The 22588-nt window shown below is 68.6% G+C and carries 22 protein-coding genes; 6 read left to right on the top strand and 16 right to left on the bottom strand.

The annotated features are described in order from the left end of the window. Positions 1-25: 25 nt before the first annotated feature. Genes ASG64_RS11720 through ASG64_RS11755 form a run of 8 tightly spaced genes read right to left on the bottom strand, consistent with a single transcriptional unit; the run spans position 26 to position 9854 of the window. Positions 26-673 (bottom strand): TetR/AcrR family transcriptional regulator, encoded by a 648-nt coding sequence (locus ASG64_RS11720; protein WP_235579577.1) that lies wholly within the window; start codon positions 671-673, stop codon positions 26-28. Then, entirely contained in the window at positions 670-1434 is a 765-nt protein-coding gene (locus tag ASG64_RS11725) for an enoyl-CoA hydratase family protein (protein ID WP_056073750.1), read from the bottom strand. Before ASG64_RS11725 ends, ASG64_RS11720 begins: the two co-directional genes overlap by 4 nt. Beyond that, positions 1434-2594, bottom strand: coding sequence for an acyl-CoA dehydrogenase family protein (locus ASG64_RS11730; protein ID WP_042574006.1), 1161 nt, complete (start codon positions 2592-2594; stop codon positions 1434-1436). Before ASG64_RS11730 ends, ASG64_RS11725 begins: the two co-directional genes overlap by 1 nt. Next, positions 2591-4570 (bottom strand): acetyl/propionyl/methylcrotonyl-CoA carboxylase subunit alpha, encoded by a 1980-nt coding sequence (locus ASG64_RS11735; RefSeq protein ID WP_056073751.1) that lies wholly within the window; start codon positions 4568-4570, stop codon positions 2591-2593. The genes ASG64_RS11730 and ASG64_RS11735 overlap by 4 nt, the downstream gene beginning before the upstream one ends. 4 nt (positions 4571-4574) lie before the next feature. Then, positions 4575-6173, bottom strand: a complete 1599-nt coding sequence (locus ASG64_RS11740) for an acyl-CoA carboxylase subunit beta (protein ID WP_056073753.1) — start codon at positions 6171-6173, stop codon at positions 4575-4577. Then, positions 6170-7318, bottom strand: coding sequence for an acyl-CoA dehydrogenase family protein (locus ASG64_RS11745; RefSeq protein ID WP_056073755.1), 1149 nt, complete (start codon positions 7316-7318; stop codon positions 6170-6172). The genes ASG64_RS11740 and ASG64_RS11745 overlap by 4 nt, the downstream gene beginning before the upstream one ends. Then, positions 7315-9045 carry an acyclic terpene utilization AtuA family protein gene (locus ASG64_RS11750; protein WP_056073757.1) on the bottom strand — a complete coding sequence of 577 codons (1731 nt, stop codon included), beginning with the start codon at positions 9043-9045 and terminating at the stop codon, positions 7315-7317. The genes ASG64_RS11745 and ASG64_RS11750 overlap by 4 nt, the downstream gene beginning before the upstream one ends. Next, the gene (locus ASG64_RS11755; protein ID WP_056073759.1) at positions 9042-9854 is read right to left on the bottom strand and encodes a TIGR03084 family metal-binding protein; all 813 of its coding nucleotides are present in this window, start codon (positions 9852-9854) and stop codon (positions 9042-9044) included. Before ASG64_RS11755 ends, ASG64_RS11750 begins: the two co-directional genes overlap by 4 nt. A gap of 245 nt (positions 9855-10099) precedes the next feature. On the opposite strand from ASG64_RS11755, the gene ASG64_RS11760 reads away from it, so the two are divergent. After that, positions 10100-10861: a hypothetical protein gene (locus ASG64_RS11760; protein ID WP_052493172.1), complete on the top strand. Its 762-nt coding sequence runs from the start codon at positions 10100-10102 to the stop codon at positions 10859-10861. A gap of 88 nt (positions 10862-10949) precedes the next feature. Here the strand turns inward: ASG64_RS11760 and ASG64_RS11765 are convergent, their stop codons facing one another. The 4 genes from ASG64_RS11765 to ASG64_RS11780 form a co-directional block, all read right to left on the bottom strand. Further along, the gene (locus ASG64_RS11765; RefSeq protein ID WP_056073762.1) at positions 10950-11945 is read right to left on the bottom strand and encodes an aldo/keto reductase; all 996 of its coding nucleotides are present in this window, start codon (positions 11943-11945) and stop codon (positions 10950-10952) included. An 8-nt stretch (positions 11946-11953) separates the two neighbouring features. Beyond that, positions 11954-12337: a MerR family transcriptional regulator gene (locus tag ASG64_RS11770; RefSeq protein WP_056073764.1), complete on the bottom strand. Its 384-nt coding sequence runs from the start codon at positions 12335-12337 to the stop codon at positions 11954-11956. 16 nt (positions 12338-12353) lie between these two features. Continuing rightward, positions 12354-13298, bottom strand: coding sequence for a lysophospholipid acyltransferase family protein (locus ASG64_RS11775; RefSeq protein WP_056073766.1), 945 nt, complete (start codon positions 13296-13298; stop codon positions 12354-12356). Positions 13299-13410: 112 nt separating this feature from the next. Next, positions 13411-14442, bottom strand: coding sequence for a substrate-binding domain-containing protein (locus ASG64_RS11780; RefSeq protein WP_156388364.1), 1032 nt, complete (start codon positions 14440-14442; stop codon positions 13411-13413). Between the two features lie 49 nt (positions 14443-14491). Between ASG64_RS11780 and ASG64_RS11785 the strand changes: the two genes are divergently transcribed. Next, positions 14492-15703, top strand: a complete 1212-nt coding sequence (locus ASG64_RS11785) for an MFS transporter (protein WP_056073768.1) — start codon at positions 14492-14494, stop codon at positions 15701-15703. Here the strand turns inward: ASG64_RS11785 and ASG64_RS11790 are convergent. Continuing rightward, entirely contained in the window at positions 15672-16952 is a 1281-nt protein-coding gene (locus tag ASG64_RS11790) for an MFS transporter (protein WP_056073770.1), read from the bottom strand. The genes ASG64_RS11785 and ASG64_RS11790 overlap by 32 nt on opposite strands. Before the next feature lie 32 nt (positions 16953-16984). On the opposite strand from ASG64_RS11790, the gene aroQ reads away from it, so the two are divergent. Both aroQ and ASG64_RS11800 read left to right on the top strand, forming a co-directional pair. Continuing rightward, a complete protein-coding gene (gene aroQ / locus ASG64_RS11795; RefSeq protein ID WP_056073772.1) occupies positions 16985-17467 on the top strand; it encodes a type II 3-dehydroquinate dehydratase in 483 nt (160 codons plus the stop codon). Continuing rightward, positions 17464-18297, top strand: coding sequence for an acyl-[acyl-carrier-protein] thioesterase (locus tag ASG64_RS11800; protein ID WP_056073774.1), 834 nt, complete (start codon positions 17464-17466; stop codon positions 18295-18297). Before aroQ ends, ASG64_RS11800 begins: the two co-directional genes overlap by 4 nt. Before the next feature lie 54 nt (positions 18298-18351). Here the strand turns inward: ASG64_RS11800 and ASG64_RS11805 are convergent, their stop codons facing one another. After that, on the bottom strand, positions 18352-18858 hold the full coding sequence (locus tag ASG64_RS11805) for a PadR family transcriptional regulator (protein ID WP_231568640.1): 507 nt from the start codon (positions 18856-18858) through the stop codon (positions 18352-18354). A gap of 97 nt (positions 18859-18955) precedes the next feature. Here ASG64_RS11805 and ASG64_RS11810 point away from each other — a divergent pair, with 97 nt between their 5' ends. Beyond that, positions 18956-19384, top strand: coding sequence for a DUF1707 SHOCT-like domain-containing protein (locus ASG64_RS11810; protein WP_056073776.1), 429 nt, complete (start codon positions 18956-18958; stop codon positions 19382-19384). Here the strand turns inward: ASG64_RS11810 and ASG64_RS11815 are convergent. Beyond that, on the bottom strand, positions 19326-20669 hold the full coding sequence (locus tag ASG64_RS11815; RefSeq protein ID WP_056073778.1) for a cytochrome P450: 1344 nt from the start codon (positions 20667-20669) through the stop codon (positions 19326-19328). The two genes, ASG64_RS11810 and ASG64_RS11815, sit on opposite strands and share 59 nt — an antisense overlap. 87 nt (positions 20670-20756) lie before the next feature. Between ASG64_RS11815 and ASG64_RS11820 the strand changes: the two genes are divergently transcribed. Continuing rightward, positions 20757-21386, top strand: coding sequence for a TetR/AcrR family transcriptional regulator (locus tag ASG64_RS11820; RefSeq protein ID WP_056073780.1), 630 nt, complete (start codon positions 20757-20759; stop codon positions 21384-21386). A gap of 1 nt (position 21387) precedes the next feature. On the opposite strand, the gene ASG64_RS11825 is transcribed toward ASG64_RS11820, so the two are convergent. After that, complete coding sequence (locus ASG64_RS11825; protein WP_042574112.1) at positions 21388-22569, bottom strand: NAD(P)/FAD-dependent oxidoreductase; 1182 nt, start codon at positions 22567-22569, stop codon at positions 21388-21390. Between the last annotated feature and the right edge of the window lie 19 nt (positions 22570-22588).

The raw sequence follows: 22588 nt of genomic DNA on the forward strand, positions 1-22588 counted from the left end.
CGACTCTATCCGAGAGGGGATCCGGTCAGGGGGCGTCGACGGACAGGGAGGCGTCGAGAACCGATGCCCACACCTTGACGATCTCGCCGCGGCGACGGGAGTCGTCGCTGAGCACGTCGGCGAGGCCGAGCCCGCGCGCCAGGTCCAGAGTGGCCTGCACCAGCCTGTGGGTGCGGGGGTCGCTGTCGTCGGCGCCGAGGTGGTCGACCGCCGTGCGGTGCGCGACGCGACCGAACTTCTCCTCCAGCGGGAGGACACGGGCTCGCATCTCCGGATCCGCGGCGGCCGCGGTCCACACCTGCAGCGCGGCCCGGAAGATCGGGCTCGTGTAGTAGTCCACCAACCGCGTGACGACGGCCTCGGTGCGGCCGGGCCCCTGCGGCAACGCCACCGCTTCGGCCCGCGCCTGGGCCATGCGGGTGTCGAACATGTACTCCAGCGCCGCGGTGATCAGATCTTCCCGCGTCGGGAAGTGGTGCTGGGTCGCGCCGCGGGAGACCCCGGCACGCTCGGCCACCACGGCCACCGTGGTGGCACTCCACCCGTCCTGTGCGAGCGCGTCGATGGTCGACTCGAGCAGCTTGAGCCTGGTCGCCCGGCTGCGGTCCTGCTTCGGACCGCGTGCGTCACTCGTCCGTCGGCTGGCGGGAAGTGTCGACACTGCGAGTCTCACGATCCTTCCGCGCGGGGCGCCGCCCACGCGGGCGGACGTTTCTGGAGAAAGGCCATCATCCCCTCTCGCGCCTCGTCGGATGCGAACAGCCCGGCCGACTGCTCCGCGAGGCGGTCGGCGTGGAGATCGAAATCGGCGAGCATCGACGCGGTGGTGAGCCGCTTCGACTCCGCCAGACCCTGCGGCGACGACGGACGGATTGCGTCGAGAAGCTCGGCCAAGGTCACCGACGTATCGGCCGCCGCCTCGGTGATCAGCCCGATGGCCTCCGCCTCGTGCGGACCGAACGTCTCGGCCGTGACGAAGTAGCGACTCGCCGCGCGCGAGGTCATCCGCGGAAGCAGGGTGAGCGAGACGATCGACGGTGCGAGACCGAGGCGCGCCTCGGTCAACGCGAACGTGCTCTTCGGTCCGGCGACCACCAGATCGCACGCGCCGACGAGCCCCATGCCGCCGGCGCGCACGTGGCCGTCGATCTTCGCGATCACCGGCTTCGGCGTCTCGAGGACGGCTCTCATCACGGTGACCATGAGACCGGTCTGCGACTCGATCGATGAACCGGTCTCACTCAGATCGGCTCCCGCACAGAAGGTTCCGCCGGTGTGCGTGACGACGACGGCTCGGACGCCGGGATCCGCCCCCGCCTCCCTCAACCCGTCGGTGAGTTCGGTGACCAAGGCCGTCGACAGGGCGTTGCGGTTGCGCGGAGTGTCGAGAGTCAGTGTGGTGACGGCGTCCACCGTCTGCGCATCCACCGCCATCAGTAGCTCTTCGGCAGGCCCAGCGAGTGCTGGGAGACGAAGTTGAGGATCATCTCTCGACTGACCGGGGCGACACGGGCGATGCGCGCCGCGCCCAGCATCGACGCCAGGCCGTACTCCTCGGTGAGGCCTGCGCCGCCGTGCGTCTGGATCGCCTGGTCGATGGCCTTGATGCTGGCCTCGGCGGCGGCGTACTTGGCCATGTTGGCGGCCTCGGCGGCACCGAAGTCGTCGCCGCTGTCGTAGAGCGCCGCGGCCTTCTGCATCATCAGCTTGGCCAGTTCGAGTTCGATCTTGCACTGCGCGAGCGGGTGGGCGATGCCCTGGTGCGCACCGATCGGGCTCTTCCACACCGTGCGCTCGTTGGCGTACTTCACGGCGGCGTCGAGTGCGTAACGGCCCATGCCGACGGCCATCGCCGCACCGAGGATGCGCTCGGGGTTCAGGCCGGCGAACAGCTGCATCAGCGCCGCGTCGGGCTCACCGACCAGAGCGTCGGCGGGCAACCGGACGTCGTCGAGGAAGAGCGTGAACTGGTGGTCGGGCTCGATGATGTCCATGCGCATCTGCGTCTTGTTCAGCCCCGGCGCGTCGGTCGGGACGATGAACAGCGCGGGCTTGAGCTTGCCGGTCTTGGAGTCCTCGGTGCGCGAGACGATCAACACCGCGTCGGCCTGGTCCACACCGGAGATGTAGATCTTGCTTCCGCGCAGGATCCAGTCGTCGCCGTCGCGACGCGCGGTGGTGGTGATCTGGTGGGAGTTGGATCCGGCGTCGGGCTCGGTGATGCCGAAGGCCATGATCGCGGAGCCGTCCGACAAGCGTGGCAACCACGACTGCTTCTGATCGGCCGTGCCGTACTTGGCGATGATCGTGCCGCAGATGGCCGGGCTGACGACGACGAGCAGCAGACCTGCACCGAAGGACGACATCTCCTCCTGCACGAGCGCGAGCTCGTAGATGCCGGCACCGCCGCCGCCGTACTCCTCGGGGAGATTGACACCCAGGAAGCCGAGCTTGCCGGCCTCGTGCCACAGCTCGGTGAGGGCTTCGCCCTTGCGCGCCTTGGGCAGGACGTAGTCGATGTAGTTGTGACGCTTGCCCAGCCCGGCAACCGCGGCACGGAGGCTCTTCTGCTCGTCGGTCTCGATGAAGCTCATGACTCGTTCTCCTCTGGTTGAGCGTCGCTCACGACTGCGAGCACCGCATCGACTTCCACCTGCTGTCCCACCGTGACGTTCAGTTCCGTCACCACACCTGCTGCCGGGGCCGTGATCGTGTGTTCCATCTTCATGGCCTCGAGCCACAGCAGGGGCTGCCCCGCCGTGACCGTGTCGCCGACGGCCGCACCGACACGCACGACGCTGCCGGGCATGGGCGCCAACAGCGACCCTGCCGCGACGATCTCGCTCGGATCGACGAACGTCGGCGCCCGCTCGAGCCGCACCGGCCCCAGCGAGGAATCGACGAACACGTCGCCTCCGTACGCGGCGACGTCGAACGTGCGGCGCACCCCGTCCGCCACCAGCACCACGTGATCGGCGCTCGACTCCACCAGCTCGCAGCCCGCGAGGTCGGTGACCAGGCCGGTGCGGGCCAGTCGGTACTCGGCGACGATCTCGGTCCCGTTCACGGTGTAGGCCTTCCGCTGCGGTACCGACGGCATGTTGCGCCAGCCGCTGGGAAGCGACCGGCCGACAGGTGCGCTCGCGCGTGCTCCTGCGGCGTCGGCCAGGGCGGCCGCGAGCGCGGACAGTCGCACTCCGCGCTCGTCCACGAGAGGTTCGGCCAGGACGGCCAGATCGTGGGTCGCGAAGAACGCGGTGTCGGTGTCGCCCGCCAGGAACGCCGGATGCCGCAGCACCGTCACGAGGAGGTCCCGGTTCGTGCGGACACCGTGGATCCGAGCGCGTGACAACGCCTTCGACAGGATGGAAGCCGCCTGCTCGCGCGTCGGCGCGAACGAGATCACCTTGGCCAGCATGGGGTCGTAGTGCGTTCCGACGACGCTGCCGCTCACGATGCCCGAGTCGACCCGCATGCCGGTGCGGTCCAGCACCTCGAACTCCGCGGCGGAACCGAAGTCCACGTGATGGACGATGCCGCTCTGCGGTTGCCAGTCCTTGGACGGATCCTCGGCATAGAGGCGGACCTCGATCGAGTGACCGCGGGACTCCGGCTGCTCGGTGGGCAGGGCACCCCCGGATGCGACGTGGATCTGCAGGGCGACGAGGTCGAGCCCAGTGGTGCACTCGGTGACCGGGTGCTCCACCTGCAGGCGGGTGTTCATCTCGAGGAAGTAGAAGTTGCCTCGATCGTCGCTGAGGAATTCGACTGTTCCGGCGCCCTCGTAGTCGAGTGCCTCGGTGGCCAGGCGCGCGGCGTCGAACAGCTTCTCGCGCATGCCCGGCACCCGCTCGACGAGGGGTGACGGAGCTTCCTCGACGACCTTCTGGTGACGACGCTGGATCGAGCACTCACGCTCTCCCACCGCCCACACCGTTCCGTGTCGGTCGGCCATGACCTGAACCTCGATGTGTCGGCCCGTCTCGAGGTACCGCTCACAGAACACGGTGGCATCGCCGAAGGCGGACAACGCTTCCCGCGACGCCGCATCGATCTCGTCCTGCAGCGACGCCAGCTCGCGCACCACGCGCATGCCCCGGCCGCCGCCGCCCGCGGAGGCCTTGACCAGCACCGGCAGGTCGTCGGCGGTCACGGTCTCGGGGTCGAGGCGGTCGAGCACCGGGACGCCGGCCCTCTGCATCATGATCTTGGACTCGACCTTGGAGCCCATCATCTCGATGGCCTTCACCGGCGGACCGATCCATGTCAGACCCGCGTCCATGACGGCTCTCGCGAATCCTGCGTTCTCGGAGAGGAATCCGTAGCCGGGGTGGATGGCATCGGCGCCGGCGCGCTGCGCAGCCTCGATGACCAGGTCGCCCCGCAGGTACGTCTCCGACGACGCGGACCCCGGTAGCCGGACGGCGACGTCGGCGTCGGCGACGTGCGGTGACGCGGAGTCCGGATCGGAGAACACGGCGACCGTGTCGATGCCCTCGGCGCGGCAGGTGGTGAAGACGCGGCGGGCGATCTCGCCGCGGTTGGCGACGAGTACTGACGAAATGGTCATGACGTCACATCCGGAAGACACCGAAGTTGGCGGTGCCTTCGATCGGGGCGGAAGCGATGGCCGACAGGCACATCCCCACCACCGTGCGGGTATCTCGGGGGTCGATGACGCCGTCGTCGTAGAGACGCCCGGACAGGAACATGGGCACCGACTCGGCCTCGATCTGGTGCTCGATCATCGCGCGCATCCCGGCGTCGGCTTCCTCGTCGAACGCCTGTCCGCGAGCCTCGGCGGAGGCGCGGGAGACGATGGAGATGACACCGGCGAGTTGAGCCCCGCCCATGACCGCCGACTTGGCACTGGGCCACGCGAACAGGAAGCGCGGATCGAATGCTCGACCGCACATGCCGTAGTGACCGGCGCCGTAGGAGGCACCGAGGAGAACGGAGATGTGCGGGACGGTGGAGTTGGAGACGGCGTTGATCATCATCGCTCCGTGCTTGATCATTCCACCCTCCTCGTACTCCTTGCCCACCATGTAGCCGGTGGTGTTGTGCAGGAACAACAGTGGGGTGTTCGAGCGGTTGGCCAGCTGGATGAACTGCGTCGCCTTCTGCGATTCCTCGCTGAAGAGCACCCCGCGGGCGTTGGCCAGGATGCCGACCGGGTAGCCGTGCAACTCGGCCCACCCGGTGACCAGCGACGATCCGTAGAGGGGCTTGAACTCGTCGAAGTCGCTGTCGTCGACGATGCGCGCGATGACGTCGCGCGGGTCGAACGGCACCTTCAGATCCGCGGGCACGATGCCGAGGAGCTCCTCCTCGGAGTAGCGCGGCGGCAACACCTCCGCGCGCGGCGCCGGACCCTGCTTGCGCCAGTTCAAGCGAGACACGATGTTCCGACCGATGCGGATGGCGTCGCGTTCGTCGACCGCGAGGTGATCCGCCAGACCGGACGTGCGAGCGTGCATCCGCGCGCCGCCGAGGGACTCGTCGTCGGTCTCCTCGCCTGTGGCCATCTTGACCAGCGGCGGACCGGCCAGGAACACCTTCGAGCGTTCCTCGATCATGACGACGTGGTCGGACATGCCGGGAATGTAGGCACCGCCGGCCGTGGAGTTGCCGAACACCAACGCGACGGTGGGAATGCCTGCCGCCGACAGACGTGTGAGGTCGCGGAAGATGCGGCCGCCCGGGATGAAGACTTCCTTCTGGGTCGGCAGATCGGCGCCGCCCGACTCGACCAGCGAGATGACGGGGAGCCGGTTCTGCATCGCGATGTCGTTCGCGCGCAGTGTCTTACGAAGGGTCCACGGGTTGGACGTGCCGCCGCGGACGGTAGGATCGTTGGCGACGATCAGGCATTCGACGCCGCTGACGGTCCCGATACCGGTGACGACACTGGCACCGACCGGGAAGTCGGTACCCCATGCCGCGAGGGGACACAGTTCGAGGAACGGGGAGTCCGCGTCGACAAGAAGCTCGATGCGCTCGCGGGCCGTCATCTTGCCGCGTCCGCGGTGACGGGCGACGTACTTCTCGCCGCCGCCGCCGAGTGCCTTCGCGTGCTCGGCCTCCACCTCGGTGAGCTTGGACGTCATCGTCTCGGCGGCGGATGCGTAGGCGTCACCGACCGTGTCGAGACGTGAGACGAGTGTCGTCATGCGGTGTACCCCAACCTCTTCGCGGCCAACGACGTCAAGATCTCGGTGGTACCTCCGCCGATGCCGAGGATGCGCATGTCGCGGTACTGACGTTCGACCTCGGTCTCCGCCATGTACCCGAGACCGCCGAACAACTGCACAGCCTGCGACGCCACCCATTCACCGGCTTCGACGGCGGTGTTCTTGGCGAAGCACACCTCGGCGATGCAGTCGTCGCCCTCCTCGACGTACCGGTCGACCAGGGCATGGGTGTAGGTCCGCGCGACGTCCACCTTGCGATGCATCTCGCTGAGAGTGTTCTGCACTGCCTGTCGTGCGATCAGCGGCTTCCCGAAGGTCGACCGTTCCCGTGTCCACGCGACGGTGAGGTCCAGGCAGCGCTGCGCGGAGGCGTAGGCCTGCGCCGCGAGACCGGCACGCTCGGACACGAAGGCCTGCGCGATCTGGGCGAAGCCGGAATTCTCTGCGCCGACCAGGTTCTCGACCGGAACTCGTACGTCGGTGTACGACAGCTCGGCGGTGTCCGATGCCCGCCACCCCATCTTGTCGAGCTTGCGGGACACCTCGAATCCCGGTGTGTCCCTCTCGACGACGAGCAGCGAGACGCCGGCGGCGCCGTCTCCCCCGGTCCGCACGGCGGTGACGACGAAGTCCGCCCGGCAGCCCGAGGTGATGTACGTCTTGGATCCGTTGACGACGTAGTGGTCACCGTCGCGGACCGCACGGGTGCGCAGATGTCCCACGTCGGATCCGCCGCCCGGCTCGGTGATGGCGAGCGAGCCGATCAACTCGCCCTCGATCGTCGGGGTGACCCACTTCGCGATGTGGTCGGGGTTGTTCGCGACGACCATGTGCGGCAACGCGATTCCACAGGTGAACAGAGATGCGAACACTCCGCCAGATGCCCCTGCCTCGTGCATCTCCTCGCAGATGACGGTGGCGTCGACGAGCGTGCCGCCTCCACCGCCGACGGACTCCGGGAACGGAGCGCCGAGGAGCCCCAGCTCACCGGCCGTGCGGTGCAGACTGCGGGGGATCTCGCCGTCGCGTTCCCACTCGGCGAGATGCGGGAGCACCTCGCGGTCGACGAAGCCGCGCACCGTCTTGCGCAGTTGCTGACGGTCGGGTCCACCCCAGGCACTCATGCGATTCCTCTTTCTGCACGGTCGGATACGGGAAGCAGTGATTCGGGGATCGGGACGTGGCGCGAGCGCAGCCACTCTCCGAGCCCCTTGGCTTGAGGGTCGAAGCGGGCGCCGGATGCGACGCCCTCCCCGAGAATCCCCTCGATGACGATGTTGACGGCCCGCAGGTGCGGGAATTCGTAGCGGCGCACGGTCCACGCCGCGGCCTCGGGGAGCAGGTCCACGATGCGGTCGTCGGTGAGAGTGGCACGGAGCCACTCCCATTCGGCGTCCGTCCGGACCCAGACGCCGACATTGGCGTTACCGCCCTTGTCGCCACTGCGCGCCGCCGCGAGGGTGCCGAGAGGCAGGTCGCGCGTAGGCTCCCCGATCGGTTCGACCGGCTCCGTCGTGACGGACTCCTCGGGTGCGGGTTCGACTGTCACCGACGGCGGATCGATGTCCACGCGGGTTCCGTCAGCCAGCACCGCGACGTGCTGCGGCACCGCCTGATCGACGTAGCCGGCCTCGAAGACGCCGTACGGCGAGCCCTCGGCGGGCGGCGCCGTCACGCAGAATCCGGGGTAGCTGGCCAGTGCGAGCTCGACTGCGGCAGAGGAGAACGCACGGCCGACCTTCTTCGGATCGGAGTCTCGGACGACGACTCGCAGCAGAGCGCTCGCAGCCTCCTCGGTGTCCGCATCGGCGTGGTCGGTACGCGCGAGGGTCCACTCGACATCCCGCGGAGGCGCGGTCATCGCGGCCGTCATCTGACCACGGACCAACTCGGCCTTGGCCTCGATGTCGAGGCCCGTCACCACGAACGTCATCTCGTTCCGGAACCCGCCGAGCGTGTTGCGGGAAACCTTCAGCGTCGACGGCGGCGCCTCACCCCGTACGCCGGTGATGCGCACGCGGTCGGGCGCGTCGTCGGACAACCGCACGGTATCGAGCCGCGCGGTGACGTCCGGGCCGAGATAGCGGGGACCCGTGACCTCGTACATCAGCTGCGCGGTGACCGTGCCGATGCTGACCGCTCCGCCCGTTCCCTCGTGTTTGGTGATGACCGAGGAGCCGTCCGCGTGAATCTCCGCGATCGGGAATCCCGGGTGCCGCAGATCGGTGATCTCGGTGAAGAACGAGTAGTTGCCCCCGGTGGCCTGGGTGCCGCATTCGATGACGTGGCCGGCGACCACGGCGCCCGCGAGCGGGTCCAGATCCTCGCGGCCCCAGCCGAACCGGGAGATCGCGGGGGCGACCACGACGGACGCGTCGGTCACGCGGCCGGTGACCACGACCTGCGCGCCCGAGTCGAGGCACCGTGCGATGCCGAACGCTCCGAGGTACGCATTGGCGGTGAGCGGCGATCCCAGTCCCAGCTCGTCGGCACGGGCGTGGAGATCGTCACCCTCTACATGGGCGACGGACACCTCGAGCCCGAGCCGTTCGGCCAATGCGCGGATCTCCGCGGCGAGGTGGGCCGGTGCCAGACCGCCCGCGTTGCTCACCAAGGTGACGCCCTTGTCGATGGCCGTGCCCAGGCAGTCCTCGAGCTGGCGGAGGTACGTCTTCGCGTACCCCTTGGCCGGGTCCTTCATCCGATCGCGGCCGAGGATGAGCATCGTCAACTCGGCGAGGTAGTCGCCCGTCAGGTAGTCGAGGTCTCCCCCGTCGAGCATCTCCCGCATCGCCGACAGGCGGTCACCGTAGAAGCCCGAGCAGTTCCCGACCCTGATCACGTCCGTCATGACGCGACCCGCTTGGCGCGACCGTTGCCCGGCGCACCGGCGAATGCCTGCGCGAGGGTCAGCCAGGTGGACGCGTCGTCGCCGACGGCGGTCAGGTCGGTGTCGTCACGATGGATCCGCTGGGTGACGAGGAGGCAGAAGTCGAGCGCGGTTCCGGTGACGCGCTGCTCCGCGTCCTCCGGCCCCCAGGTCCACACGTCCCCACCGGGTGCGGCGAGCTCGACGCGAAAGGGCGCGGTCGGTGCAGGGATGTCGCGGACGGCATAGGCGAAGTCGCGAGTGCGGACTCCGATGTGGGCGACGTGACGGAGCCGGTCCGTGGGTTCGCGGACGACGCCGAGAGCGTCGGCGACGTCCTGGCCGTGAGCCCAGGTCTCCATGATGCGAGCGGTCGCCATCGAGGCCGCGCTCATCGGTGGACCGAACCAGCGGATCTTCACCCCTGCCGGGACCTGCGGCAGCACGTCGAGCAGCTGCGTTCGTCCCAGACGCCACCGGGACAGCAGCGTGCTGGTCTGCTCGGCGGCCAGTTCCGCGGCGGCGGTGTCCACGAACGACGCGGGGTTGCCCCACGCGTCGGCGATCACCGCGTCGAAGGCCGTCGTGGCCTCCTCGTCACCGCCGGCGCCGGCCGTGGTCAGGGCCGCGACATGGTCGGTCCAGTGCAGATGCGCGATCTGGTGCGCGACTGTCCAGCCTGCCGCGGGGGTGTCGGAGCGCCATCCCTCTTCTCCGGCGTCGGTCACGAGGGCATCGAGGGCGTCGCCTTCCGCGCGGAGGTCGGCCAGAAGTGCATCCAGATCTGCCATGCCGAGAACAGTCGCATCAGCCCGAGAAAAAAGCAAGCACGCTTGCTTGTTCCCTTTGTGATGCAGCACAAACAAGCACGGGCTACCATCCATCCGCCGTTCAGGTACGAAAGCCTGGCTTACGGTGTTCCCATCGGGGGGAACGACTCTTTACCTCACGCCACCCGACACGAAGCCCGCGACGCGCCGGGTGACACGAGGAAGACCCTCCATCCGTGAGGGTCCGAAGGGAACAGGACCGGACCATGGCGACTGCACGAGACGGCCGAAGCGGCACCTACCCGGCACAACAGGCATACGGCGCAGCCTTCACGACGGCATTCACACCCGGATCGGGACCGCGGGCGGAGTACTCGCCCCACCTGGCCGCCCCCGGCCGACCGTCGGATGAGAACTACTACTCCCCCGATGACGAGATGGACGCCGACGAGGACCTCGGCGAACTCGAACGCCGCTACGAGTGGATCGTCGGGCTGATGTCGTCCTTCACGGACGAGCGCCTGGTGCGCTGGATCATCGCCTTCTTCACCGCGTCCATGGGTGTCTGCGCGACGCTCGAGATCCTGTACGGCTTCGGCGCGACGAACCCGATCGCCCTGGGCGTGCAGATCGGCTCCGCCGTCTTCGCCTTCACCGCAGCACTGTGGTGGACCGTGACCTCGTGGCCACGGCTGCGCACCGCGTTCGGCTTCGTCATCCTGTCCGACCTGGGTATCGCGGCGGCGAACATGAGCGCGAACATGCCGCCCGCCTATGCCGTCGGCAAGACCGCGTTCTTCGTGGTGCTCGGCCTGTTCGCCGGCGTCTTCCTGGACCGCTGGATGCTGCTCACCCACATCGGGCTCACGGGCACCCTGGTCACGGCCATCATCGGCTACAACCTGCTGTTCCAGGACGTCCCGCCGCTCGGCGCGCTGGTCGTGTGGGCACCGGTGATGTCGCTCATCGTGGCCCTTCCCGCCTTGCTGTACACCTTCGTGCGCGCCGTGCGGCTCGACCAGTCCTGACCCTCCCCTCGCCCCGCGAGTACGTCCGAAGTGTCGCGATCACGGAACGATTCACGACGATATGGACGTACTCGCGGGGTGAGACGCTCTACTCGTCGATGCTCGACATGTCGCCGTAGCGCGCACCGGTGACGGCGGAGGCCGGCACGGCCGATTCCAGCTCGTCCAGGATCTCCTGTGTGACGGCGACATCGAGCGCCGCGACGTTCTCCTCGAGGTACTTCACCCGCTTCGTACCGGGGATCGGTGCGACGTCGTCGCCCTGCGCCAGCACCCACGCCAACGCCAGCTGGCCGGGAGTGCAGTCCAACCCGTCGGCGATCGCCCGGATCCGGCCGACCAGTTCGAGGTTCGACTTCAGCGCCTCACCCTGGAAACGGGGGAAGTACGCGGTGCGACGCGAGTCCTGCCCCGCCAGCTCCGACTCGTGCGAGATCGCACCGGTCAGCAATCCGCGTCCGAGCGGCGAGTACGGCACCAGGCCGATTCCCAGCTCGCGCAGCGTCGGCAGCACCGTCTCCTCGAGGTCACGCGTGAACAGCGAGTACTCCGTCTGCACCGCGGTGATCGGATGCACGATGTGCGCGCGTCGGATCGTGGCGGCCGACGCCTCGGACATACCGAGATGACGGACCTTGCCGGCCTGGACGAGCTCGGCCATCGCGCCGACGGTGTCCTCGATCGGAACCGACTTGTCGACGCGGTGCTGGTAGTAGAGATCGATGTGGTCGACGCCGAGCCGCGACAGCGACGCGTCGCAGGCAGCGCGCACGTACTCGGGAGTGCCGTTGATGCCGAGGCGCGTGCCGTCGGCGAGCCGCTCGTTGCCGAACTTGGTCGCCAGGACCACCTGGTCGCGACGGTCGCGGATCGCCTCGCCGACCAGTTCCTCGTTGACGAACGGCCCGTACATGTCGGCCGTGTCGAGGAAGGTGACGCCGAGGTCGAGGGCGCGGTGGATGGTGGCGATGCCGGACGCGCGATCGGTGTCGCCGTAGAACTCGGACATGCCCATGCAGCCGAGTCCCAGTGCGGACACGGTGAGCGGTGACTGTGTGCCGAGCGTGCGTGAAGTGAGGGTCATGCCTCCACTCAACGTGCTGGAGTGCGCTCCAGGTCAAGTCTGCCGGCGTAGAGGGCTATCTTGTCGTCGATCGCCCGCAGGTGGCCGGACACTTCCTCCAGCTGCGCCAGCACCCGCTCGCGGTGAGCGCGCAGCGCATCGAGTCGCTCCTGCTGCGTGCCCTCACCCTGGCGGACCAGCTCGGCGTAGTGGCGCACCTCGGCGATCGACATCCCCGTCGCGCGGAGGCGGGTGATGAGCACGATCCACGTGACGTCCTCGTCGTCGTAGCGACGCTGGCCGGTGGACGAGCGCGGCACCGGGCGCAGCAGCAGGCCGTCGCGCTCGTAGTACCGCAACGTGTCGATGCTCAGCCCGGTCTGCGCGGACGCCTCCGCGATGCTGTGGCTCACCCGATCAGCGTAGCCATCACCGGAAGACGGGGAACTTCCGTTTGGTCGCCAGCGCATCCATGCCGGACTGGATGGAAGCCCGCACCTGCTCGTATTTCGCCTCCACGTACGCGTCGTCGTCGACGAGTGCGAGGTCGTGGTCGACCTCCACCGGCGGCATGAAGCGGGTGCGGATCTTGGCGGGCAGCGGGATCTGCGGCAGCGCCGCCGGAGCGATGATCCACGGCAACGACACGGCGATGGGGAACACCTTGAGCCGGGCGACCTTGTCGAGCCTCAACGCCTTCGACAGGCGGTCTCCGCGCACGAGTACCGGCATGGCGTCGGCACCCCCTACGGTAGCGATGGGGACGATCGGCACCCCGGTCCGGATGGCGAGCTTGATGAAGCCGGTCCGCCCACCGAGCGTGGCGACGTCGCGTTCGCTCCACGGCCGCAGCGAGTCGACTTCACCGCCCGGCCACACGATGACATCGCGGCCCGCTGCCAGGGCCGTCGACATGGAGTCGGGTGCGGCCGGCAGAACGCCCATCGAGCGGAAGACCTTGCCGATGACGGGAAAGGCCATCAGCGCGTCGTGGGCAGTGCCGTGCAGGGTGCGGCTCGGCCCGAACCGACGCCACCACTGCGCCCCGACCGTCCATGCGTCCCACACGAACGGGGCTCCGCTGTGCACGCCGACGAGCAGGACGGGCGGCGGCGGGATGGTCTCCCACCCGTCGATTTCCATTCGGAAGTACTTGTCGACCAACGGGTTCCAGAACTTCTCCTGCCGACGCATCGAGTCGACGTCCTGATCGGTGAGGTCCCAGTCGCCCGCGCGTGACGCGACGATGCCGCCGAGGCCACCCTCGGCGTCGTCGCGCTTGTCCTTCATCTTCATCCGCGCGGCAGCCGCGACGCGTTCGGCTTGGTCCTGCAGTTCCGGATCCCGGCGATCGGTGTGATGGGGGCCACTCATGCATCGCAACTTACTGCACGGTCAGATGTGCTGTACCCCGGTTGCACACAGGCCGTGACGAATCAGCACATCCGGCCCTGCAGCAGTAGCTCGTGTGCACCCTGCGCACGACTCACCGCGTCGAGGTCCGCCTCACGACGCGCCACTGCGGCGTCGCCACCGCGTCTCCGCCCAGCACGGCGCGCGCGGCACTGCGCCCCTGCTCGTACAGCGACTGCGCCACGGTGGTCAGACCGGCGCCCGCGGCGTCCTCCGTGTCGTCCCACCCGACGATCGCGATGTCGCCGGGCACGTCGAGCCCGTCCTCGTGCACCACCTCGAGTGCTCCGAGTGCCACCTCGTCGCTCATCGCGAGCACGGCGTCGGCACGCAGGGCACGGCCGTGGTCCTGCATCGCCCGCACACCCTCGGCGCGAAAACTGCCGGTGCCGAACGCCACGGGGACGTCGGCCCAGTCGAGACCCGCCGCGATGACCGCTGCCCGGTATCCGCGGAGCCGGTTCCGGGTCACCGGGAACTCGACCCCCTCGGGATCGGGTCCGTACTCGAGCCGGCGCTCGCGGTGCTTGTCCGACGGGAAGGCCGACACCAGGGGTCGCCGGGCTCCGGTCAGGGCGACGCGGGCTATCGCCTCCGCGGCCGCGACGTCGTCGATGCTGATCAACGTGGTGCCGGCGTGCTGTGGGCCGCCCTGGACGCAGACCGGTCGTCCCGTGGAGACGGCGACGTCCAGCAGCGGGTCGCCGGTCACGGTCGTCCAGAAGACATAGCCGTCGACGGCAGCGTCGCGCACGCGGTCGGCGTCGGCATCGACGGACCGATTGGGGAGCAGGACGAGTCCGGTGTCGGTGTCGAGGCAGGCGTCGGCGACTCCCGACAGGAATCGGCGTGCCTGGGGATCGTCGAACGCGTACGTCAACTTCTCGGTCAGGACGACGGCGAGGTTGTTGGTGCGCCCGCTTCGCAGGGACTGCGCACCGCGGTGCGGGCCGCTGTACCCGAGGCGTTCGGCAGCGGCGAAGACCTTGCCGCGGGTCTCCTCCGAGACACGGTCCGGGCGGCCGTAGGCGTAGGACACGCTCATGACCGAGACGCCGGCAGCCGCCGCGACGTCGGCCATGGTGACGCGTGTGTGCTGGGTCATCACCGACGACTCTATCGTGATCCCGATGGCGTGTGTATCGTTACACACCATGTCCACGGAACGCGCGAACACCCCTGCCCTGCTGGTCCTGGGAGCCACCGCGTTCATCTACGTCACGGCCGAGACCCTCCCGGTGGGCCTGCTCCCCGAGATGTCGGCCGACCTCGGCGTCGGCGAATCGGCCATCGGCCTGCTGCTCACCTTCTACGCCTACGCGGTCGCCGTGATCACGCTCCCGCTGATGGCCGCGGTGACGACGTGGGACCGCCGGAAGGTCGTCGTGATCACCGCGGCCGCACTCGCCGTCTCCCAGCTGGTGTCGGCGGTGTCGGTCGGATATCCGATGCTCGTCGGAGCGCGGTTGATCTGCGCCGCCACCCACGGCGTGTTCTGGGCCGTCGTGGCACCCGTCGCGGCGTCGCTCGCCGCCCCGGGGAAACGCGCGAAGGCCATCGCCCTCGTCTACGCCGGCACCTCGCTCGCCCTGGTCGCGGGCAACCCGCTCACCGCGGCACTGGGTCAGTGGACGCACTGGCGCATCGCCGCCGCCACTCTCGGACTGGTCGCGCTGGCGATCACGATCGCCCTGACGCGACTGCTCCCCCCGCTGCCCGTTCCGGCGCCGATCGCCGCGCCGCGTCGACGTGCGCGCGTGAGCCCCGTGCTTGCCCTGCTGTGCGGCATCACGTTCCTCGCCGCGCTGGGGCACTTCGCCGGCTACACGTACTTCGCGCTGATCGTCGCGGACGGCATCGGCACGTCCGGCGTCGTGCTGTCGACCATGTTGTTCGTCTACGGCCTGGCCGGAGTCGCCGGGATCTGGCTGATCGGGCGCACCTACGACCGGGGACCGTGGGTGTCGACCATCGTCGTGCTCGGATCGGTGACGGCCGCACTGGTCGGGCTCGTACTCGCCCTCTCGACGGGATCGCCCGTCCTCGCAATCGTGTGCGTCGCGCTGTGGGGCATGGCCTTCACGACCATCCCGGTCTGCATCCAGTCGGCGGTGCTGCACTCGGCACCCGCCGGGGCTGCAGCCGACCGGGCGTCCGCCGTCTACGTCGTCACGTTCCAGGTCGCCATCGCGACCGGCGCCCTCGTGGGCGGCGGGATCGTCGACGCCTCCTCCATCACGGTGGTGCTGATCGTCGCCGCGGCGTCGATGCTCGCGGCCCTGATCGGAGTGCTGCTCGGACGCTCCGCGTTCACCGCGCCGAGTCAGGACCGCGTCAGCGAGCCTGCGACCGCATCCGCTCCCTGACCTCGCGCCAGGTCCGGGGCGAGATCCCCGCGTCGCGACGGGTCTTGCGGCGGGCCACCAGCACACCCGTCGCCGCGATCGTCCAGACCGCGTACTGCGTGAGCCACGCGACCCGGAACGCGTCGAAGGTGTACCCGCCCATCGCGTTCAGGATGGCGCCCATGGCCTGCATCACCAGCAGCGATGCGAGGAATCCGCCGATGTTCACCATCCCCTGCGCGGTGCCCAGGGCGACCGACGGGTTGAACGTGCGCGCGTAGTCGAACCCGATCGCGGACCCGGGGCCGCCCACCGAGATCACGACGACGAGGACGAACAGCAACCATGTCGGCGCCGGGCCCGGCAACGCCAGCACGATGCCCCACATGAGGGCGTTGCTCGCCATGATCGCCAGCACCATCCACGACCGACGCATCGGATACCTACCCGTGAGGATGCCGACGACGATGCCCGACACGATCGCCGACACCACCGACGTCGTCAGCAACGCGCCCACCACCGACGACGACACACCCTGAGCCGACGTCAGGTACGGAACTCCCCACATCAGCGCGAACACCGTGATGGAGAACTGGGTGCCCATGTGCGAGAAGAACCCGAGGCGAGTTCCCGGCCTCGACCAGACGACCCCGATGCCGCGCACGGTCTCCCGGAAGGTCGACGCCTGCTGCGCCGGACCGGACTCGACACCCGCATCGGGCGAGTTCGACACCGCCACGAACGCCGCGACCGCCACCAGGACGCCGGTCGCGGCGGCGGCGCCGTACGCCGCGGACCAGCCTGCTCCGTGCAGCAACGTCAGGAACGGCACCGCCGACAGAACCTGTCCGATCTGCCCCAGGATGCCCGTCAGCTGCGAGAGCAACGGAACCCGTCGCGGAGCGAACCATTTGGGCACCAGACGCAGAACCGAGATGAACGTCAAAGCATCGCCCACGCCCACCACGGCGCGCGCCGCGACGGCGAGCGGCAGCGACTCGGTGAACGCCAACACCAGCTGGCCCGACGCCATCACCACCGCACCCGTGACGATCATCGCCCGAGGACCCACTCGATCCAGCAGCACTCCCGCCGGGATCTGCATCCCCGCGTAGACGACCACCTGCAGCACCACGAACGACGACAACACCGACGGGCCGGCCGCATAACGATCCGCCGCATCCAGGCCCGAGACACCGAACGATGTGCGGTGCAGAACGCCGATCACGTACGCGAGGACACCGGTACCCCAGACGATCCACGCGCGCATGGTGCCCAGTCTCCCGGGTAGAGTCCGGGCGTATGACAGATGGTCCGGCCACACCGCACGATGCCGACCGGCCTCCGGCCTTCCCGCTTCCCATCCTGGTCCTCAACGGCCCCAACCTGAACACGTTGGGTACACGCCAGCCCGAGGTGTACGGCCACGAGAGCATCGACGACGTCGTGGAGCTGTGCCGCGCCACTGCCGAACGGCACGGGCGCACCGTGCGCGCCGAACAGTCCAACCACGAAGGCGCGTTGATCGACTGGATCCACGAGGCGCGCGGGACGGCGTCGGGAATCGTCATCAACCCCGGCGGCCTCACCCATACATCGGTGGCCCTGCGCGACGCCCTGGTCATCCCCGAGATTCCCGTCGTCGAGGTGCACATCTCGAACATCCACGCCCGCGAGGAGTTCCGGCACCACAGCTTCGTCTCGCCCGTCGCGGTCGCGGTGATCGCCGGGTGCGGCATCCGCGGGTACGGCTACGCCGTCGACGAGATCTGCGCGCGCTCATGACCGAACCGACACGGCATCCCGTCACCGAGTACGCCCTCGGCTCCCAGCCGCCGGCAGGCGAAGGATTCGAGACGGCCTGGCCGATCCGCGCCGGCGACGTCGACACGGCCAATCGACTGCGGTACGACTCGGTCGCCCGCTACCTCCAGGACATCGGCTCCGACAATCTCGACGCGTCGGGGTTGGGCGAGACGGATCCCTTCTGGATCGTGCGCCGCACCGTCATCGACGTGATCCGACCGTCCGTATGGCCGGAACGGATCTCGTTGCGGCGCTGGTGTTCCGGCTTGTCGACACGGTGGTCGAACATGCGTGTCGACATCACCGGGGACAAGGGCGCGGACATCCGCACCGAGGGATTCTGGATCAGCATCTCCTCGACGTCCGGCATGCCCACCAGAATCTCCGACGAGGGCCTGACGCTGCTGACCCGCACCGCCGAGGAGACACGGCTCAAGTGGAAGCAGTGGCTGCGCGACCCCGCGCCCGAAGAGTCTCCGACGGACATCTTCTTCCCGCTGCGCATCACCGACATCGACGCGTTCAACCACGTCAACAATGCCGCGTACTGGCAGGCCGTCGAGGAAGTGCTGGCTCGGGCGGAGTCGTCGACACCCGGTGAGATCACGGGCGGACCGCACCGCGCCGTCATCGAGTACCTCTCCCCCATCATGGCGCCGGACCACGTGACGCTGCGGTGGCGTCGTCACCTGGTGGACGGTGCCGAGGCCGTGACGGTGTGGTTCATGGTCGACGGCGCAGTCCGGACCATCGCCCGCGTGGTGGCGCGTACCGGCGCAGGTGGCGTTTCTGCTCCTCTCGCCGACTGATTCGGCGGGATCCCGCTCGCAGGCGGCGCGAGAGGAGCAGAAAACCCGGGGTAGTCAGCGCTGCCAGGGCAGTTCGTCGAGCCAGCTCAGCACCATCTCCTCGTAGGCGATGCCGAAGTCGAGGGTGGCTGCGGCGAACGGATCGTCGAGCGCGGCGTCCTTCTGCTCGCGATACCGGCGCAGGTTCTCCTCGTGGGCTTTCCGGTGCGCCGCCACCGCCTCCCCGAGCAGCGACGCCGGCACGTGCTCGCCGAACGAGATCATCAGCAGCAACGGATGACGAATGACCTCGGGCTCGGGCAGCACCGAGATCCAGCGGGCGAACGCGGCCCGGCCTGCCTCGGTGATGCGGTACGGCTTGCGGTCGCGGGCCTCGGTCTCGAGTTCCTCGACCAGCCCGGCTGCCGCCAGGTTCGACAGTTCGCGGTAGACCTGCGATCGCGTGACGGACCAGAACCCTCCGATGCAGAGTTCTGCGGTGGCCACGAGGTCCCATCCCGACATCGGGCCTTTGTGCAGGAACCCCAGCAGCGAGGCGGCGGTCGCGTTGGTCTCTGCCATGGCCACATCGTCGCACATCTTGACAGTCCACTGTGGACGGTGCAGGCTGGAACACGACCGTCCACAATGGACGGTCACCTGACGAATCGAGTGATCGATGTCCGCACCGCAGACGCACGAGCAGGCACTCGCAGTCCTCACCGCCGCGGTGGGGGACGGTCACCTCACGCTGGCCGAGTTCGATCGCCGTTCCGAGGCCGTCGTGGCCGCACGTACCGCCGAGGAACTCGACGCCACCGTCCGCGACCTCCCGCGACCCTCACCGGTTCCGCGTCCCGCTCACGCGGGACTGGCGGCGTCGTGGCTGACGTGGGCGGCAGTCGTCGCGCTGTGCAGCGTGATCTACGTGATCACCTGCGTCTCCTCGGGATCGATGCTGTACCCGTGGCCGATCTGGGTGGCCGGGCCGTGGGGCATGGTGCTGCTCGCGCACAGCATCGCCGCGGCGACGACGGGTCTGGGCACCTTCAGTTGCGCCGCCGCAACCTCACGGGCTGTCCGTCCTTGGGAAAAGGCAGCGAGGTGAAGTCGATCGGCGTCTGCCGATCGGACGGCACCGTCCACGTGTAGCTCCGCAGTAGGTGATGCACGACCATCGTGATCTCGATGGCCGAGAAGAATTGACCGAGACACGTGTGGACGCCGCCGCCGAACGGCTGCCACGCGTACTTGTGCGGGAGTGCCCGGCCGTCGAACCGGCTGGGGTCGAACGTCTCCGGGTCCGTCCAGAGCGCCGCGTCGTGATGGGAGTAGTGCGGAGTGGCCACGACCATGACGTCGGCCGGAACATGGTGGCCGCCGATCACGGTGTCGCGCACCGTCCATCGCGCCATCGTGGGCAGCGGCGCCAGCATGCGCAGCGATTCCTTCATGACGCAGTCGAGAGCCGTCAGCAACGCCCTGGCTTCCGGCGACGAGATGTCCGATCCCACTGCAAGAGACTGCCTCCGGCACTCGTCCTGCCACTGCGGCGATCGTCCCAACTGGTCGATCATCGTCGAGATCGTGGATGTCGACGTGTCGTGCGCCGCCATGAGCAGGAAGATCATGTGGTCGATGATCGCGTCGTCGGAGAAGCGCTCCCCGTTCTCGTCCTCGAGGTGCGAGAGGACGGTGAACAAGTCGTGCCCGTCGCCGCTTCGGCGCTCCGGCAGGTAGTCCCGGAGGAACGCTTCGAGGTATCGGCGGCCGACGAGACCGCGTCGCCAACGACCACCCGGAACGTTGACGCGCACGATCGAGGTCGCCGCCTGCACACAGTCGACGAACGCGGCATTGACGGCGTCCAGACGGGTGTCGTCGTCACGCACTCCGCCCATGAACACCTCGGTGGCCAGCCCCAGAGTCAACGACTTCACCGCCGGATACACCGGGAACGCGTCGGCCGGTTCCCACGCGCGGACACCCTTCTCGATCAGCGGTTCCATCGTCGACGCGTACGACGCCAGCCGTTCCTTGGTGAACGCCTGCTGCAGCAGCCGCCGGTTCTGCCGGTGCTCGCCGAGGTCCATCAGCATCAACCCGTTGTCGAAGAACGGTCCGATGAGCGGCCGCCACCCCAGCGCGTTACTGAAGGCCTTGTCACGGTTGGTGAGAATCTCCTCGCACCCGTCCGCACCGAGCACGAGCACCACGCGCCGCCCGGCCATCGTGTGCCACGAAACGCGGCCGTACTTACGCTCCTGGCTCCGCCAGAGTGCGAGCGGATCCCGGATGTACTCCATCGACTTGCCCACGTACGGAATCCCCCCGCCGCCCATGACGGGTCGCAACCGGGTGCCGGCGGGCGGGGTGGCGAGAGCGCGAGCCATGGGGCCTCCTCGTATCTGACAGGGCATCCTGTCAGATGTAGTCTGCGTCACACGGATCGCCGCGTCAAGACCTGACAGACTGGCCGTATGACGGACCCCGCACGCAGGACCTACGGCGGGATGGATGCCACCGACCGCGCGGAGCGACGGCGCGCGGCACTGCTCGAGGCGGGTCTGGCCCTGATGGCGTCGACCGGGACGGAGAAGACCACGATGACCGCGGTCTGCTCGGCGGCCGGCCTCACCGAGCGCTACTTCTACGAGAGCTTCAAGACCAAGGCCGACCTGTTCGTCGCCGTCCTCGACGGTGTCGCCGCCGAGGTCAGACACGCTGCGCTGCATGCGGTCACCACCACGGACGGCGACATCACCGACCGTGTGCACGCAGCCCTGACCGCGGTCGTGTCGATCCTGGTGGACGACCCGAGGAAGGGCCGAGTCGCCTTCGTCGAGTCGATGGCGTCACCGACGCTGCGCGCCCGACGTCAGTCGACGATCGACGCGGTGGCGGACGTCGTCCTCGAGCAGTCGCACGAACTGTGGGCCGACCGGGCGCCCTCCCCACCGCAGGACAGGCTGATGGCGCTGATGTTCATCGGCGCGTGCTCCGAGCTCGTGTCCGCCCTCCTGCAGGGCCACGTCGCCGCAACGCCCGAGGACATCGTCGACGCGGCAGCGCAGCTCTTCGTCACCGGAATGCTGCGCCCGACCAGCTGACTCAGAGATGCCCCTTCAGAAGCAGGTTCCAGTAGGCGACGGGAAGGCCGTAGCGGTCACCGGCCCAGGACAGCAGGCGCGGCTTCAGCGGATCGAGGAACGACGGCAGCGACGACGTCACCTCGCCGGTCCGGTCGAACTCGGCGGCGATCAAGGAACGCGCACGCACCGGGATCGGCGCCACCGTGTAACCGTCGTACTCGCCGAAGGTGCCGCCGTTCCGCGATGCCAGCACGTTGTCGACCATGATCGACACCTGTTGTCGTAGTCCGCCGCCCGACGGATCGGTGTCGATGGCCGCGCCGTCCCCCACTGCCCACACGCTGTCGTGAACGCGATGCCGGAACGTCCGGGAATCGATGTTCACCAGGCCGTGCGCCGCGGTGAAGTCCGGGCCGCAGTTCTCGAGCCACTTCGGTCCCCGATACGGCGGGACGAGATGGAGCATGTCGTACGAGATCGACTCCGCACCGGCGGGACCGGTGACCGTCAGCGAGCGGTCCCCGGGATCGAGCGCGGTGACGGCGGTGTCGTGAAGGACGCGCACGTCGAGTTCGCGCAGACGCACCTCGAGTCGCTCGTCGAGCGCCGGAACGTCGACGAGTCCGCGCCGATCGACCACCAGCGTGATCGACGGTGATCGCCCGGTCTTCTGCCAGTGCGCCGCGGCGAGGAACAACGGCTTCAGGGTGGTGCCCGTGCAACTGACCGGCGCGCGCGGAACCGTGAAGACGGCGTGCCCGTCGGCGGGCATCGTCTGCACCAGATGCCATGTGCGCGTTGCTTCGTCGAGGTAGTTGCTGGCCACCGACGCCGTGGCCAGGGCAGCATCGATTCCCGGCAGGGCGTCGTGGTCCGGCACCAGGCCGGGCCCCAGGACGAGGTCCCGGTAGCCCACCTCGGTTCCCGACGCGCAGCGGACCGTGCGGTTCACCGGGTCGATGGACACGACGGAGTCCTGGATCCACCGGCACCCCTTGGGCGTCACGCTGCGCTGTGACCGCTGTGCGCTGCGGAGCGACGCCTGTCCGCCGCCGACGTAGGACAGCAGCGGGCGGTAGGTGTGCACGGTCTGCGGTTCGATCACGGTGACGTCGTCGATTCCCTTGTTCAGGAACCGGGCCGCGGCGCTGATCCCGGCGTTGCCGCCGCCGATGACGACGATGTCTCGCTGGGGTGTCATGGGGTCTCCTCGTCGTTCG

Source organism: Rhodococcus sp. Leaf247, assembly GCF_001426185.1.
Classification (GTDB): Bacteria; Actinomycetota; Actinomycetes; order Mycobacteriales; family Mycobacteriaceae; genus Rhodococcoides.